Consider the following 18,626-nt stretch of genomic DNA (forward strand, 5'->3'; position numbering starts at 1 on the left):
TTTCAAAATTCAACAAGAGCTAATGAAATGACAGCTGCTATCTATTTGGTTAAAGGTCGTGAGAAATCGGTCAAGCGCAAGCACCCTTGGATCTTCTCTCGAGGCATCAACAAAGTTGAGGGCGAACCTGCTCTTGGCGAAACGGTTGATGTATTCACTCACGACGGTAAATGGCTAGCTAAGGCGGCATATTCGCCAGCTTCACAAATTCGTGCTCGTATTTGGAGTTTTGATAAAGAAGAAATCGACACCGCGTTTTTCGTTAAACGACTTAAAGACGCACAACTTCTTCGTGAAGACATTATCGAACGTGATGGCCTTACGGGTTATCGCCTTATCGCAGCAGAGTCTGACGGCTTACCAGGCGTTACGATCGACCGTTACCAAAATTTCTTTGTGTGCCAACTTCTCAGTGCTGGCGCAGAACACAATAAGCAGGCTATTGTTGACGCTCTGGTTGAGTGCTTCCCTGATTGTAATGTGTACGAGCGCTCTGACGTGGCCGTTCGTAAAAAAGAAGGTTTAAAAGAGATCACGGGCGTCTTGCACGGCGAAGAGCCACCTAAATCGGTCGTCATCGAAGAAAATGGCGTAAAGATTAGTGTAGATATCGTTGGCGGACACAAAACAGGTTTCTACCTAGATCAACGTGATAGTCGCCAGCAAGCGATGAAATATATGAAAGGCAAAGAAGTTCTTAACTGCTTCTCTTACACTGGTGGCTTCGGACTTTACGCTCTAAAAGGTGATGCAAAGCGTGTGATTAACGCTGACGTGTCACAACCTGCTTTAGATACCGCAAAATTCAACGCAGAACTAAACGAGTTTGATATTTCGAAGAAGCGTGCCGTCTTCCTAAATGCAGACGTGTTTAAGCTGCTTCGTGAGTATCGTGATCAAGGAACTCAGTTCGATGTTGTGATCATGGACCCACCGAAGTTCGCAGAGAGCAAAGCACAACTAAACGGCGCATGTCGTGGTTACAAAGACATCAACATGCTAGCAATGCAAATTCTAAAACCGGGCGGCACGCTACTGACCTACTCGTGCTCTGGCTTGATGGATCAAGTTCTGTTCCAGAAAATCATCGCTGATGCAGCCGTAGACGCTAACCGCCAAGTAAAGTTTGTGGAGCGTTTTGAGCAAGCCGCTGACCACCCAACCGATACAGCATATCCAGAAGGCTTCTACTTAAAAGGTTTTGCATGTAAAGTGCTTTAGGCTACGAATAAGTAAGACAAAGCAGAAGAAAAGGGCCTACTGGCCCTTTTTCATTATGGCTCTAAGTTAACCTTAGTTAGTGCGGATAACACATCTCTCTCAAAGTCCGCATTTCCCACGATTAAATCACTAAACTCTGTCGCCCCGTTTTCTATTACGATAGTTTGAATTGAGTTTCCATCGTTATGGGTTATTTCTAGAGATAAGTCATCGCCATCAATGTTCAAGTCAATACTATTAAGAAGTTCTTCTATCGTATTGTGCCCTGCATCTTCAACTACTTCACTCAGATCTAAGGTGTCCAAATCTCTCTCAAAACCTCTAATTAGATCTGTTCCTGTATCCAAGGAGTCGTTGACCCATTTAAAGACATCTGCCTCGTTATCATTACCGATCAAGATGTCATGACTTACATCTACTTCAGCTTCAATAATATTTGCAGAGCCATTACTTGAAGCATTTACTCCTCCGTTTTCATCAATAATGAATTGCAGGGTATTCTCACTTTGATCGCCATCGTTATCCGTCAATACATAATCGAAGTCTAACGTTTCAACTGTATCACCCACCGCACCATAAAATGCATACGCACCATCGTTTAGGTCGATTTCCAGAGTATGTTTGCTGTCGATATAGATAGTAAGCTGCATCGTTGTGTCGTCAAATGCATGCGAAATACCATCGTTATTGTCAGTTACTATTAGGTCTGAACCATCAAACGAATAAGTGACACCGTCATGTTCTATTTCGCTAATATAACCACCATCTGCACCAATACCTGTATCTGGAGAAGTGGTATACATCAAGTTCCCCCCAACAGGTTGAATCACTGACTGCAACATAACCGGAGGTAATTGAGTTACGTCAGGAACCACAACACCATCAAGGTCTTGATTCAAAAAGCCATCATATGCTACGCGATCTAATTGCTCCGGCATAAGATTAACGCCCATACCATACGCTAGGGCTGTTATCTGATTATCAGGATCGGTTAGGTGATCAATCCAACTCTGCTCGCGAGCGTCGTTTATAAATGATGACGCAGGGTTTGGCTGACCATCTGACAAGAAGTAACTAACATTCGACGCACTGGTTAACTTACCTACATCATCCCATGACTGTTTTGCTTCATTTAGCGCGTTGTTATAGTTAGTCGCGCCACCCGCAGTTAGCGTCTCAATATACGCTTTGGCATCCTCGACCGTCAGCCACGTCGCAGCACCTATAGCGTAAGTGGATGCTGTACTGCTATAAGTAATAATTTGAACTCGCGTTTGACCGATAGACTCATATTGATTCAATAACTGAGTTGCCGAATCTTTCATTATCTGCAAGCGATTATCCGTTCGCATAGAACCCGAGACATCCATTATGAGCTGAACGTTGGCACTTTCTTTAGTTTCTGCAACTACATCGTGAATAATAGATGCAGAATCTGGTGAGTCATCTTCCACAATAACGTTGACCGTTGTGGAGTTAGTAAGACCACGAGCATTCGAGACAAGCACAGGCACCTCAATATTTAAGGTGTCTTCTCCAGATGGGTTGGAGTGATCAATCGGACCAAGAAGCTCCGTAGATACCACTCCAGTATCATTGACTGATATTTTGATAACCTCTTCACCGTTCGCTGAACCGATAAGCATTTGGTCGTTATTTGATAACGTCCACGTTACAGAGATACCGTTACTAGTAAGAGCTGTAGATGGTTCACTGAGCGTAACAGAATCAACGGTTTGACCCAGCGTCAATTGTTCTACATCAGTACTCGAGTCAGTTGTGTCATCAAAGCCGTTTAGAGCAGAGTCATCAGCAATGGCGTTGCTTAAGCCTTCCTCAGAAACGTTTAGAGTTACACCTTCTACGATTGGTGGGGCGTAAGGGTTGACAGAAAAGTACCCCGTTTTACTGTCACCATCATTATCAGTAATCGTGTAGTTAAAATCGATATCCCCATCGCCATAAGGTGAGGTCAAAGGCAAGTATTGGAAGAACTCCCACTTTCCAGTGCTAGGTGTAAGTTGAACTTCGAATGCAAGCTCTCCATCAGCCTCTGCAATCAGTCTATTAGAGTTTTGTGGATCGACGTATATCAACACGTCTTTACCATCTAGAGTCTCTAAACCAGCCTCACCTCCATTTAAGACTATAGAACCAGGGCCATCAGCTCCATATACAGCACCGAGGTTCCCATCCGCACTAGCAATTGGCACGCCAGAGTACGCACCTGTAAAGGTTATTGATTTAACGGTAAAGTCACTGTTGTCTTCAGTATCCGGGCCATTGCCATTACTGGTCGCCTCGAGGATGATTTTATCAAAGCCTCCCTGTTGAACATTGAAATTTGCCGCGTAATCACCACTGCTTGCGTCAGAGCTGAACGATTGCTGAGCAATTAATACACCATCTCTATAAAAAGATGCGATTCCTTTCTCAAGTTCACCACCAAACATTTTCTCAAATTCTATTTCTGCTCCGTAAGCAACTTTATTGCCTAAGTCTATGATTAACTGCTCTGATACACCCTCATTACCCGCGAATCGATAATCGACTTCGTTTTCTAATTGGAAGCCGTTGTTACCAGAACTTTTAACGCCAATCCCTTCTGATGATTGATTGATTTCAGCTGTTCCCAGCATCACAGATTCGTCAGACACAAAACCGTTTGCAGTCACAACAACATCCCCAAATGTTCGACTGGTTGCGTCTGCCTCACTTCCTGCAAAATCTATGCGCCCTGTCAGAACGTTAGGTGCACCAGTAAGCGACACATCGACGGGTTGAACAACCACAGGCACGTATGGGCAATCATCTTCAACGGCCACATTTAAGCTTTGAGATGTTGTTGTTTGTCCATCACTTACAGAAATCTGTAAATCAAAGTTGATGATGTCTTCCACATCATTAACAGGATGATCAAGTGGCTCAAACAGAGTAATAGTATAGCCCCAAGAGCCTTGACCTGAAGCTGAAGGCTCGCTCAGCACAACAGTAGCAACAACGCTCAGGTGAGCAGTTTTCGCAGTCAGCGTTTGAGTACTGTTGTCCCACGTCCACGATATAGGCTCCCCTCCTGATGTTAGGTTGTTAGGGCCTGCCAATACCACTGAAACATTCGCCGTGTCTGGATCGGCAACTGTGAATGTTCCTGAGAAACTTGCGGAGTTAGTGGTGTCTGAAGGTGATCCTGTATTATCAGGGATACCATTAGCTAAACCTTCTTCCGAAACAACTGCATTCACAACATTTGAAATAGAAGGAGGAGCATCATTATCAATAATCGTCGCCGTACCCGTATCACTGCCTTGTACTGCGGCAATGCCGGTTACTGTCACACTGAAATCTTCAGGGCCTTCATAAACGGCGTCATCAATGGAAGCAATGCGCACATCAAATTCGGTTTGCCCAGCTGGCACCGTTACCACGCCATCATTTGGTACTGCAACCCAACCGCTTCCGGTGTTGTATTCTAAGGTGCCTAAGTCTCCAACTTCGGTGTCACCTAAGTTCAGGCCTAGCTCGACTTGAACAGTGGACTCGGAGGCATTCGACAGCGTCACTTTGAAGTTCGCTGTCTCACCCTCATTGATGGTGCCAGCGTCTGAAATAGTCACGCTTGGACGGTCATCATCCGGATCAGGGCCCGGACCACTGCCGTCATCCACAATCGTTGCCGTACCGGTATCGCTGCCTTGTACTGCGCCAATGCCGGTTACCGTCACGCTGAAATCTTCTGGGCCTTCGTACACCGCGTCATCAATGGAAGCAATGCGCACATCAAACTCGGTTTGCCCCGCTGGCACCGTTACTACGCCATCGTTTGGTACGGTCACCCAACCGCTTCCCGTGTTGTATTCTAGGGTGCCTAAGTCACCGACTTCGGTATCGCCGAGATTAAGACCCAACTCTACTTGCGTTTCCGCTTCAGAGGCGTTCGATAGCGTCACTTTGAAGTTCGCTGTGTCACCCTCATTAATGGTGCCAGCGTCAGTGATGGTCACATTCGGACGGTCATCATCCGGATCGGGGCCTGGACCACTGCCGTCATCCACTATCGTTGCCGTACCGGTATCGCTACCTTGTACTGCCCCAATGCCAGTTACCGTGACACTGAAATCTTCTGGGCCTTCATAAACAGCGTCATCAATGGAAGCGATGCGCACATCAAACTCAGTTTGCCCTGCTGGCACCGTCACCACGCCATCGTTTGGCACTGCAACCCAACCGGAGCCTGTGTTGTATTCTAAGGTGCCTAAGTCACCGACTTCGGTATCGCCGAGATTAAGACCCAACTCTACTTGCGTTTCCGCTTCAGAGGGGTTCGATAGCGTCACTTTGAAGTTCGCAGTCTCACCCTCATTAATGGTGCCAGCATCTGAAATAGTCACATTCGGGCGGTCATCATCCGGATCAGGACCTGGACCACTGCCGTCATCCACAATCGTCGCCGTACCTGTATCGCTGCCTTGCACTGCGCCAATGCCAGTCACCGTGACACTGAAATCTTCTGGACCTTCATAAACAGCATCATCAATAGAAGCGATGCGCACATCAAACTCAGTTTGCCCAGCTGGCACCGTTACTACGCCATCGTTTGGCACTGCAACCCAACCGGAGCCTGTGTTGTATTCTAAGGTACCTAAGTCTCCAACTTCGGTGTCACCTAAGTTCAGGCCTAGCTCGACCTGAACATTGGACTCGGAGGCGTTCGACAGCGTCACTTTGAAATTGGCTGTATCCCCCTCATTGATGGTGCCAGCATCGGTAATAGTCACGCTTGGACGGTCATCATCCGGATCAGGTCCTGGACCCGTACCGTCATCCACTATCGTTGCCGTCCCCGTATCGCTGCCTTGCACTGCGCCAATGCCAGTCACCGTCACACTGAAATCTTCAGGGCCTTCATAAACAGCATCATCAATGGAAGCAATGCGCACATCAAACTCGGTTTGCCCCGCTGGCACCGTTACTACGCCATCGTTTGGTACGGTCACCCAACCGCTTCCGGTGTTGTATTCTAAGGTGCCTAAGTCACCGACTTCGGTATCGCCGAGATTAAGACCCAACTCTACTTGCGTTTCCGCTTCAGAGGCGTTCGATAGCGTCACTTTGAAGTTCGCTGTGTCACCCTCATTGATGGTGCCAGCGTCTGAAATTGTCACGCTTGGACGGTCATCATCCGGATCAGAGCCTGGACCCGTGCCGTCGTCCACTATCGTTGCCGTTCCCGTATCGCTGCCTTGCACTGCGCCAATGCCAGTCACCGTCACGCTGAAATCTTCTGGACCTTCATAAACAGCATCATCAATGGAAGCGATACGCACATCAAACTCGGTTTGCCCCGCTGGCACCGTTACTACGCCATCGTTTGGCACTGCAACCCAACCGGAGCCTGTGTTGTATTCCAAGGTACCTAAGTCACCGGTTTCGGTATCGCCCAAGTTCAGGCCTAGCTCGACTTGAACAGTGGACTCGGAGGCATTCGACAACGTCACTTTGAAGTTGGCTGTCTCACCCTCATTGATGGTGCCAGCATCTGAAATAGTCACATTCGGGCGGTCATCATCCGGATCGGGGCCTGGCCCAGTGCCATCGTCCACGATCGTCGCCGTCCCCGTATCGCTGCCTTGTACTGCGCCAATGCCGGTTACTGTCACACTGAAATCTTCAGGGCCTTCGTAAACGGCGTCATCAACAGAAGCGATGCGCACATCAAACTCAGTTTGCCCTGCTGGCACCGTTACTACGCCATCGTTTGGCACTGCAACCCAACCACTTCCCGTGTTGTATTCTAGGGTGCCTAAGTCTCCAACTTCGGTGTCACCTAAGTTCAGGCCTAGCTCGACTTGAACAGTGGACTCGGAGGCATTCGACAGCGTCACTTTGAAGTTCGCTGTCTCACCCTCATTGATGGTGCCAGCATCTGAGATAGTCACGCTTGGACGGTCATCATCCGGATCAGGGCCCGGACCACTGCCGTCGTCCACGATCGTCGCCGTCCCCGTATCGCTGCCTTGCACTGCACCAATGCCAGTCACTGTCACACTGAAATCTTCAGGACCTTCATAAACGGCGTCATCAATGGAAGCGATACGCACATCAAACTCAGTTTGCCCCGCTGGCACCGTTACTACGCCATCGTTTGGCACTGCAACCCAACCGGAGCCTGTGTTGTATTCTAAGGTGCCTAAGTCTCCAACTTCGGTGTCACCTAAGTTCAGGCCTAGCTCGACTTGAACAGTGGACTCGGAGGCATTCGACAGCGTCACTTTGAAGTTCGCTGTCTCACCCTCATTAACCGTACCTGCATCACTCATCGTTACCGCTGGGCGATCATCATCAGGATTTGAGCCAGGTCCACTACCATCATCTAAAATAGTGGCAGTCCCAGTAACAGGTGTGCTTTGTTCTTCTGTCGTGCCAGAGAGCGTAAACGTTTCTGGGCCTTCAAATACAGAGTCGTCAATAGAGTCTATAGAGACCGTAAAGTCACTTTCACCCGGTGGGATCGAAATGGTAAAGGTTCCGCTTTCACCGACTGAAACTTCTTCTGTTGTACCATCAGAAAATGTTATGAGGACACGCTCATTGACGTAGTCACTCCCGTTCTCGTCAGCTGAGCCGCCTGTTGCGGTTCCATCAAGGAGAGAAAGAATGACATCAGTGTTGTCTTCAGTTGTTTGACTTAGAGTAATATCGAATACAACTTGGTCACCTTCGTTGATAGTCGGACTAGATATTTCTTGAACTAAGATAGTCGGTGGTACAGGGCCATTAATTACTCTGAAAAGATCCAACAAAGATAGTGCTTGAGTTGTAGATAGTCCGATTCCATCAATACCGACGGTCTCAAAATTCGTACTAGCCAACAATTCAGCGCCAGTACGATCTATTGCACCAGTATTTTGGGGGCTAGAACCACTTTCCTCACCTGCAGCTGGCTCAAAATCCTCACCAAGAGCAGTAGGGTCTTCTCCACTAGCGATAGCCTCGATTAGCGCAGTGACATCATCAGTAACGTTAATTGAACTACCTTGCGGTGTTACCTGTTGTACAATTAATTCTGATGTATCAGAAACTTCCTCAATAATTAATTCACCAGGCTGAGGTAGCTGACCACTTTCAAGACTTCTCAGGTTCCCATCAAGCCCTATAACCACGACATTGCTCATCAATGAACTTAACGCTACTCGATCCATGCTCTTCATCCTTGTATTAGTTTAATTAAAGGCTTGTTACTGCACTAAACACGTCTATAGTTTAGACAAAATATGAATTTTTCGTTTTATTCCAAGAGGATTTAGTTTTTTGAGAGTAATAAGGAAAATAACCGAAGAATTTGCCTTCATTTAAACCAGTTTCCGCTATGCTCTTAAGATAAAAAGGTTTTCTACGAAAAAATCGACCACTTACCAAGCAAGCTTTGCCTCGTATGCTAGAGTTTAGAGAGTAAGATTGTTGTTTTTTATTGAATTAAACATTTAAACATCAACAAGTTGATAATACGCACTAAGAAAATTCATTGTTTGTAACTTCTCGTCTCAAATATGAAACAGAATAAGAGCGACATGATTTTAGGAGAACTAACGTGAGATGGAATCGAGTACATATAGCCTGCTGTTGCTTAATAGTGTCTTCACCAGTTTTCGGTCAAACTCTAGAGCAAGCGGTTGCACAGACGCTACAAAATAACCCCGATATTAAGAGTGCATTTAACGAGTTTATGAGCCAGAAGTACATAAATGAAGCTTCATCAGGTGCTTACCTCCCCTCTGTTGATCTAGATGCTGGAATTGGATATGAAGGATTAGACCCGTCAGATGAAGTTGGTCGAGGAGACACGGATTACACTCGAAAGGAAGCTTCAGTGACACTGACCCAACTAATATGGGATGGTAGCGCTACATTAAATGATATTGATCGAACCGCAGCTGATGCTGAATCTGTTAGATTTCAACTCTTAGCAGATGCTTCAGATAAGGCACTTGAAGTGACTAAAGTGTACTTGGACGCTGTTAAAGCGTATGAAGTCCTAAAGCTTTCAGAAAACAACCTTGCTGTTCATAAAGATATTTACGATGACATTAAAAAACGAGTCAACTCGGGTATCGGCTCTACTGCTGACTTGACGCAGGTAGAAGCACGTTTGGCAAAAGCACACGGAAACTTAGCTGCTGCTCAAAATAACCTGTATGACTCTCACACGATGTTCACTCGTTTAGTCGGTCAAACACCACAAGGGTTAATCTTTCCGAGAGCGGACCAAAACTTTATCCCGTACACGGTTGATGAAGCGGTAGGCTTGGCATTTGAACTTCATCCCGTTATTCAAGTGGCGCTCGCAGACGTAGACTCGGCTAAGTTTCAATACAAACAGTCTAAAGGTGTTAATTACCCAACCATTTCAATTGAAGCTTCGCAAACATGGCGTGACGACGCTGATGGTTTAAAAGGTCGAAGTGATGAGACACTTGCCATGCTGCGTCTACGCTACAACCTATTCAATGGTGGCAGTGATGCAGCGAACTCAGAAAACTTTGCCTACCAGCTAAATAAAGCAAAAGACTTGCGTGAAGGTGCCTATCGCAATGTTGAAGAAGGGTTAAGGCTTTCTTGGAGTGCGCTTGATTTAACATTACAACAAAAAGAGTTTCTATCAGATCATGTAGACTCTGCGTCTGAAACCGTAATTGCTTACGAGAAGCAATATCGCATCGGTAAACGAACACTGCTTGATCTATTGAACACTGAAAACGAGCTCTTTGAGGCGCGTAAAGACTACTTAGATTCTAAATACGCAGAGCAGTACGCCAAATATCGAGTGATGAACGCAACTGGGCAACTGTTGAGTGCATTAAGGGTTGAAATGCCTAAAGAATGGCTAGAAGAAGTGGAGTATTAATTATGAAACACATAGCTTTTATTACACTCTCATTAATGCTCTCCGCATGCAGTTCATCAGATCGTGGTGATGAATATGATTACATAGATACCCCAATTGCCGATCAGTGGGCTGATCATATAGATGATGACTCTGACGGAGTCATTAACGAGCGAGATTTGTGCCCGGGTACACCTTTGGGTGCCGAAATAGACAACGACGGTTGCGGTTCGTACGTTGACTCCTCACAAGAAATGCAAATTCGAGTACTATTTGCGAACGATTCCGATGTGATCAACCCTATCTTTACGCAACAAATTCTTGAACTATCCGACTTTTTGAAAGAGTACCCGAACACGTCTATAGAGATTCAAGGTTATGCTAGTCGCACTGGTACTGCAGAACATAATCTTGACTTATCTAAGCGCCGCGCTGAAAACGTTAGAAAAGAGCTCATGAAGAACGGCATTAGTGGAGATAGAGTTACCATTGTCGGCTATGGAGACACAGTACTTGCGACACAAGGTACAGACCAAGTTAGTCACGCATTGAACCGTCGAGTAACCGCAACAGTGATTGGCCACAAGGGTGAAGTGAAGAAAGAATGGACCGTTTTCACAACACTTCCAAAAAGCTAGCACAACAATAAACAGACCGTAAAAATAAAAGGTCTAGCAAATTGCTAGACCTTTTTGATTTTAAATTTGACTACAGTTTAGCGCTACTACATGTCTTTGTACTGAGCTTCTAAACTCGCAATTAAGCTTTGAGTCACATCATCAACACTTGCACCGTCAAAATGGATGTCCAATGTCGAGCTCCCTTTTGTAATACTCAGGTTTGCCTCAGATCCCCCGTCTGGTGCCACTTCTACATGATACTCTCCGACATCACCAGTATGATCACCTGATTGAAGATCATTAAGAAGCTCTCCAATTTCATCTTTAGATAAGTCGTCAAACAGATCTGAGAAGTCTAGAGCGTCTTCATTTTTATTGAAGTCAGTGACAGTATCAACATCGTTAGTGACTTCACTCCACTTAAAGATGTCGGCCCCTTCTGACCCTGTTAAAGTATCACTACCTAAACCACCAATCAGAATATCATCCCCTTCACCGCCAACGAGTATGTCGTTGCCACCATGACCAAATAGTAAGTCATCACCAGCGCCGCCATATAAATTATCCGATTTATCTCCTTGGTGAGTTTGGTTGAATTCTTCCAAGTTATTTCTAACGTACTCATGTATATCTTCGCCGTCAACGGTAGACACATCCTGACCCGTTTGCTGCGCCACATGTGATTGAATCGCACTTAAGCCTTGTTCATTACCACCAAACTCAATTAAGTCACCTAACAAGATATCGTTACCTTCACCTCCTTGAATAGTGTCTGAACCTTGTTTGAGAGGTACATCTTGACCCAATATCGTTTCAGCAAGCTTAGTAACATCAATATCTGACTCTACCACACCATCAGTGTCATACTGCTTGAGTGTATGTTCATCAACGCCACTCCCAAGACCTATCGCTTCTATAGAGGACAATGCCGCTAGTACTTGATACATGTGTTGAGCTTGTGTCGAGCTATTCCCTTCATCGTAATAACGGATAGAGCCATAATATCTGTCGATATCGCCAAGGATTCTTCCTGTTAGCGGTGAATAAACCTTACCGTAACTATCTATAACGACATCACCTTTGTAGGTAACTGTTTGTCCGTATGAGTAATTGTTTTTACTCGCAATATCTTGCAGGGTAACAAGCTTGCCAGAATTATCGACGTCCAAAATCACTTTCGAGAATTCACTCGGTGCTACACCATAGAGGTATGTTGCTCTATTTGGTTGACCATCCGTAACAAAGTACGTGATATTTTGGCCATTAGGGTTAGGTTGACTGCTGAACCATTCAACGGCCGACTGTAAGCCCGCCTCATAGTTTGTGCCGCCAGAACCCTCATCATCAATTACACGATTCAACTCTTCTACAAACTCTTTTCTTGCTGTAAGAGAACTCAAGTCAACAGAAATCACCGCTGATGCACTTGAAGCAAATTCACTAAGGTGAATATTCACTGTCCCTGGCTTCTCTCCTTGATTTACCGCACTTAACAGCTCATCAAACACATCTAGCACTTCTTGCTTCGCAGTTCCTACCCAGTTACCCATGCTCCCTGAAGTGTCCAGAACAAATGCGATGTTGTAGTCCTGACCTGCAATGATCTCCAATCCTTGAACATCACCAACAATAATATCGTGATCGTCACTACCCGTTATCTGATCATTCCCATGCGATCCCGACTCCAACACATAGTCACGAGCTGTAAGCTCAACGGATTCAGTTGTTGAAGCTGCGTCATTATTTGATCCTTCAACAGACGTAGCAGTAACGCTTAGCGGGAACTCTAAGCTGCCTTCATAATCGAATGGCACTCTGATATCCAGGGAAAGCTTACCATCTGTACCAAGAGTGACAGGGTAATCTCCATTTGAATCTTGCTTAATTGCGACACCATCAACATACACGTCAACACCGTCTGGTAGATCTTGTACAAGAGCAGTCTGCGCTAAATCCTCACTTCCATCGACATCAACTAGATCAACATCCACATCGACCGAAATCCAGCGATCTTGAAGCACTTCATAAGTGCCATCAGGTTTCAAATCAACAATTTTGTCTGCAAAAACAACGCGTTCAATTTCATATAAATGATCACCTCGGTCATCACTACCTGTATGATCGTTTACCGAATCGATAGAACGACTATCTAATAAAATCCAATATGGAACTTTACCTCCATGATCGTCTTTGAAGGTCATTTTGTAGTCATCAAAGTTCCCTGTTAAGTAGACTGTATCTTTACCATCATGCAGAGTAAGACTGGTCGCGTCATCACCATAAAACGTATCATTGTTACCACCGCCAACAAATACGTCATCGCCACCGCCACCATAGAATACATCGTTGAAATCTGTCCCAACAAACAAGCTGTCGGTGTCACTTAAGTCAGTATTGACTCCCAACACAACACCAGCGTGTGTATTAATTTTAGGTACTGCATTATCCAACCCAAGGTTGGCTGCGACAGCCTCATTTTCGGTATTGGTATTATTTATTGCCGATGTAGCTAAGTGATGGTTTGGATCAATAGCATCTCGTTTAACTAAGTCGCCAACATTGATCGTGATCGTAGGTGCATCTGCGATAGCAACAACATTGATATCAAGTGTATTTGTTACGCCAGTATTTGTGGTATAGCTAATTAATGGAACGTCACCTGACCAATGCTCAGCAGGTTCAAATATGTAACTACCATCTCGGTTTACTAGTAACGTACCACTAGTCAAAGAAACACTTTCGCCTACCTCGTAATCAGCACCATCGATAGTAAGATGATCTACCATCAGAATATTGTCGCCGTCAGAGTCATTAAGCAATACATTCCCTTGTAGAGTATTGTCTTCTATGGTTTCGCCCAAATCACTTTCCGTTTCCGTAGGTAAGTTCTCATGTACTACAACATTGATCGCCAAGTTAGATTCTGCTGAATCACCATTCGAGCTTTCTGTACTCGTTGCAGTCAAATTGATAGTGAAGTCATCATGGGAGCCCGCAGGTGGAGTCACAGTAAGTGCATCTAATGCCCAACTTGTCACGTCCAGTTCTTCATCAATAGTTGCGACAGTAATAGAACTATTTCCATCTGAAAGGATCGCACCTACAGGTAAGCCAGTTAGCGTGACTTTAAGTGATTCAGAGCCATCTGTATCATTTAAGCTTGCTTTAATTTCAGAGAGCGGTATCGCTGTATCTTGTAACCCTTCGTTCAGCTGGTATGTTTCGTAAAACGCAACACCATTAACTTCTTGTAGTTCAGACGTTCTGATATCAGTTGCTTCTAGTGCACTTTCATCACTAACTACGTAAAGACTACTATTGCTCAGGTTGACAGGCGCTTGTCCATTAATGGATACATCCACATTAAAGTTACCCGGACCACTTTGGTTATGGTGATAAATTTCAATTGGATAAAAGCCAGATACCGAAGGGGTAAAGCTAGCTCCCTTAATATCACCACTGTCGCTCCCCCAACGAGCTTGATCAAGTAACGTACCACCCAACTTGATTGCAAGGCTATCATCGGCTTGACCGACAAAGTCGTAACTCGAGCCAGCTTCGAGATAAACAAGAGATGTGACTAGAACGGCCTCATTTGCCAAGGTTGCATGAGTCCCTAAATCTTCCACATTTGCCCAACTCAATCGAGTACCATCGGCTTCATTAAGAGCGTTGATCGCTGAGATTAGAGTCTCTCCATTGACCCCCATACCATCACTAGAACCAACTTGAACATTACTCCATGTCGTAACGTTAAACTCTTGTTGAGGCAATGAGTTTAATGGCGTCACTGCAATTAAGTTCGGTTTGTCAGCTACAGGGTTCACGTCTATTGTCAGTGTCGACTCTTGACCAGAGCTCTGCCCATCTGTCGGTTTAAAACCAATTTGAGCGTAACTAGATTCCTGATCTCCGACTTGATTTCCGCCGAAGCTGTCACTGCCTGATTCATTTAATTCAGGTACAAAACGAACACCGTTTTCCTCAAAAAGCGATTTATCGAGGACTTGATCGATTTGTACAGACTGCCAATCGCCTTGCGAATCTCTGTACTCTAATGAGCCATCGCTAGGAAGCGTTGTAATTTGGACGGATAGATCTGATACATCAGAGTCCACATCGCTAATACCGAATGATGACCAATCAAGCATCACTTGAGTATCTTCATTCATCTCAACCACTGAAGGCGAAGATTCAGGAGCATCATTCACATTTACCAGAGAAACATTTACCTCGGCAGTATCAATCCCGCCAGTTCCATCGATAACCTCAACCTGAAGCGTATAATCGCCCAAGTCAACATCATCGATTGTCTTGTTCAATGAAATCTCTCCACTTGTCGGGTCGATATCAAAAATACCATTAGTGCTCGAGCCATCTGCAAAACGGTATACAAGCACGTCATTATCGTGATCTTCAGCAACGACCGTGCCGATAACGGCCCCAATCACCGTGTTTTCGTTAACTGACCCGAAGTCGTAAACATCATCATTTGGTTTGTCACCAGCACTATCGCCGCCAGAAATAAACTCTGGAGCGTGCTGAGCATCTATAATAGAGACTGTTGCTTCATTCGAGTCACTTGCAAGCGTCGAATCTGCACCAACCGTATCAATTAGAGTCACGGTTAGGTTTTCAAGATCTTCGTAAATACCATCATCGAGAGTTTTTATATCAATCGGCGCCAACGTTTTACCCGCTGGAATCGTGACTGTGTACGTACTTGGAGCAATATAATCTTTGTCATCAACATTCCCTCCGATTGTGAATGTTACCAGTACATCTTCATCTGCTTTTTGGTCAATGTTGACGATAAATTTTGCATCACTACCTTCATCAACTGAGGATTGATCTGAGCTAATAGTCACTTTCGGTGCACTTTGGGCATCAACGATCACAACACTTGCGCTGTTATTTGAAGCAATGCTCGCATCAGCGCCATCAACCTCTTTAATGGTTACTGTGAAAGATTCTGCGCCCTCATAAATACCATCGGTGACCGTCAGTAAGTCAAGAGCAGCTGAAGATTGACCCGCAGGAACTTCAACACTCAGAACGCCAACAAAATCTTTTCCATCTTGGGCCACGCCACTATATTCGACATGAACCGTAACACTCTCATCTGCAACTTTATCAAGTGTCAGCGTAAAGCCTGCCGTTTCACCTTCATTTACGCTATTTTGATCGGCACTAATACTAACTAAAGGTGCAGGATCAGAATCCACAATATTTGCGTTACCAGTTGCAATACCATTACTGGTGACACTACCGATTTCCGTAACCGTAAGACCAAAGCTCTCATCACCTTCATGGACATTATCTAGTTTGGTCGGGACTGCGACTTTAATTTCAGCGACACCTGGAGGTATAGTAACGTCTCCATTAGGCGCTATATCTAATGTTTGAGTTTGACCATGAGTATCCACATAGGTCACTACCATAGTGCCTAGATCAACATCTTCCGCAGTATAGCTATCATTTGTTGTTGACTTCAGATTGACGACAACGGCCTCTTGAACAGGGTTAGAGAGTAAAACGGTAAATATTGCGTCAGTTCCTTCAATGACATCGCCGGCATCTACTACGCTAAGTTTTGTACTGTCATTATCAAGAACTGTTGCCGTCCCCGTTTCACCGCCGATCTCAAGAACGATCGTTTCGCTGCTTTCCACAACCAAGTCATCAATAGTCGGAATCGATATTTCGAAGCTACTTATACCTGCAGGAACAATCAAGTAACCACCTAAGAAAACAACACCATTTGTATAGGTTGCATTTGATAGATTTACGTCATTCTTATCAACTGAAGAACCTTGAGCAAGCATATCAACTTGGTACTTAACGGCAGTGCTAGTGGTTTCATTTAGAACAACCGAGAACGTGACATTGTCACCCTCAGTCACGCTATCACCGACCACAGACAGGCTTGGCCCATTTTCAGCAATATTACCATCTAGCATTTCATTAACGATATTGACTGTAGATGGATCGCTAACGCCATTTTCAGAGTCGACTGCCACATATCCAAAGCTGTCTTCGGCAGGTACACCTTCTACATAACGTAACTCCCAGTTCCCTTCATTTTTCGTAGAAAAATCTAACTGAGTAATGACCGAACCTTCAGGAAGAGCTAGATCTTTCCCATAACCAACGCTTGTTTCTTGGAATAGCATGAAGTTGCCTTCAGGCTTCAAAAACTCGAACGTTTGAGTCTGTTGGACATTATTTGAATCTAAGTATGTAACCGTAATAAGTGCTGCGTTGTCATCACCGTAATCAAACAATCCACCTAATCCATCTAATCCATCTAAGCCAAGGTTTACGCTGCCCACAGGATTATTAGACAAATCGATCGTAATCGTTTCACCTTTCTCAATACCCTGCCCATCATTGTCAGCGATACCATTGCCGATGTGTGACACCTGGCGGTTGTACTGCGCAAGCTCACCGCTATCAGAAGAAATGGTGATAGAAGCTCCATTTGCTAAATGCTCAGTACGGGAGTGTGATGGACCTCCGTCCTCACTTAGCCCCCAATTATTGAAATCTGTTGTAGACTCGGAACTATTTAGTGTATCTGGGCGATCCTTGATACCTAATAAGAAACCCACATTATCAGCTTCATAGTAAAGGCTGTCTTTGTCATAAAGCGTATCGCTTACTTCTTTAATTTCGTGCAACTCACCATCACTATCTTTAAAGAACAACGTACCTGAGGTTGGCAGTTCAGTAATTCGGACATGTAGATCGTTGCCTTTTAAGTCGTCTTCAACATCCGCGATATGATCTTGAGAGTCACCGTGACCCAGAGGCTTCGTATCGGTATCAAACACAACGTGCGTAAGCTGATCATCGGCCACATGCGTAAAGTCTTCACTGTCAGGTTTGTCGTTTACTGGCGTGACATCGACGTTAACAATGGTGGATTCACTGACACCACCGGAGGTGACGATGTAGGTGAAGCTGTCTGCCCCGTGGAAGTTGTCGTTTGGCGTGTAAGTGACGCTGCCGTCCGGGTTGACCGAGACCGTGCCGTTAGCTGGACCGTTATTGCTATCGAGCGACACCACTTTGTCGTCGCCTTCGAACGTGTCGTTACCTAAAACCTTGATGATGGTTGGTGTGTCTTCCACAACCGTCGCGCGGTCAGATTCAATATCTGCCACAGGCGCCACTGTGAAGTTCACCGTTTGGCTAACGCTTTCACCGCTTGGATCGGTGGCGGTAAAGGTTAGGGTTTCTGAGCCGTTCCAGTCCGCAGTTGGGCTAATGGTCGCGATGCCATTTTCAATCGACACCAACACGTTGCTGTTGCCGGACACTGAGAAGTTCAGTGCGGAGTCGCTGTCTTTAAATGCGTCGTTTAAATCAATCGTGTAGATCGTAAAATCTTCTGCTAACACTTGATCTGAAATCACATTGTCGACTGTTGGTGCATCGTTAACGCGATTCACAATCAAACTATCACTGTCGCTAACCGTTGGATTAACACCATCCGATACTGATGCGCTGATCGTTAGGTCTTTAAGGTTGAGTTCGTCGTTGTTAACCGCGTCAACACCCGCTTGAGTCAGTTTGACTTCATCGCCAACTAGCGCAAAGTAGCCGTTTGAGTTGTTTTCTAAAGAAACGGTTAATTGCTCTTCTGGCGTGTCGATATCAGCGACTTCCAACGTTGCCACTACCGTATCGGTATTCACTGCATCTTCAGTGATACTTTCTACAGCATCGACCTTGATCGTTGGCGCATCGTTTACTGGGTTAACGGTAACAGCTACTTTCGCTTGGTCAGTCAGCGAACCATCAGTGATGGTGTAAGTGATTTCGGCGTCACCATGGAAGTTCTCAGCCGGTGTGAAGACCAGTTTGCCATCAACGATCTCAACTGTGCCTTGTGTTTCAGG

The 18,626-nt window shown here is 45.3% G+C and carries 5 protein-coding genes; 3 read left to right on the plus strand and 2 right to left on the minus strand.

The genetic code is table 11. The features are described 5' to 3' along the window. Positions 1–27: 27 nt before the first annotated feature. Positions 28–1,221 (plus strand): class I SAM-dependent methyltransferase, encoded by a 1,194-nt coding sequence (locus tag R7070_RS14870; RefSeq protein WP_054574168.1) that lies wholly within the window; start codon positions 28–30, stop codon positions 1,219–1,221. 53 nt (positions 1,222–1,274) lie between these two features. Here R7070_RS14870 and R7070_RS14875 read toward each other — a convergent pair whose 3' ends face one another. Next, on the minus strand, positions 1,275–8,420 hold the full coding sequence (locus R7070_RS14875) for a Calx-beta domain-containing protein (RefSeq protein ID WP_318141235.1): 7,146 nt from the start codon (positions 8,418–8,420) through the stop codon (positions 1,275–1,277). A gap of 389 nt (positions 8,421–8,809) precedes the next feature. On the opposite strand from R7070_RS14875, the gene R7070_RS14880 reads away from it, so the two are divergent. Further along, on the plus strand, positions 8,810–10,123 hold the full coding sequence (locus tag R7070_RS14880) for a TolC family outer membrane protein (protein ID WP_021707835.1): 1,314 nt from the start codon (positions 8,810–8,812) through the stop codon (positions 10,121–10,123). A gap of 2 nt (positions 10,124–10,125) precedes the next feature. Continuing rightward, positions 10,126–10,740, plus strand: coding sequence for an OmpA family protein (locus R7070_RS14885; protein ID WP_005377363.1), 615 nt, complete (start codon positions 10,126–10,128; stop codon positions 10,738–10,740). Positions 10,741–10,826: 86 nt separating this feature from the next. Here the strand turns inward: R7070_RS14885 and R7070_RS14890 are convergent. Next, the coding region (locus R7070_RS14890) for a tandem-95 repeat protein (protein ID WP_318141236.1) at positions 10,827–18,626 on the minus strand (7,800 nt) is incomplete at its 5' end.

The organism is Vibrio sp. 1557, from assembly GCF_033340175.1.
GTDB lineage: Bacteria > Pseudomonadota > Gammaproteobacteria > Enterobacterales > Vibrionaceae > Vibrio > Vibrio alginolyticus.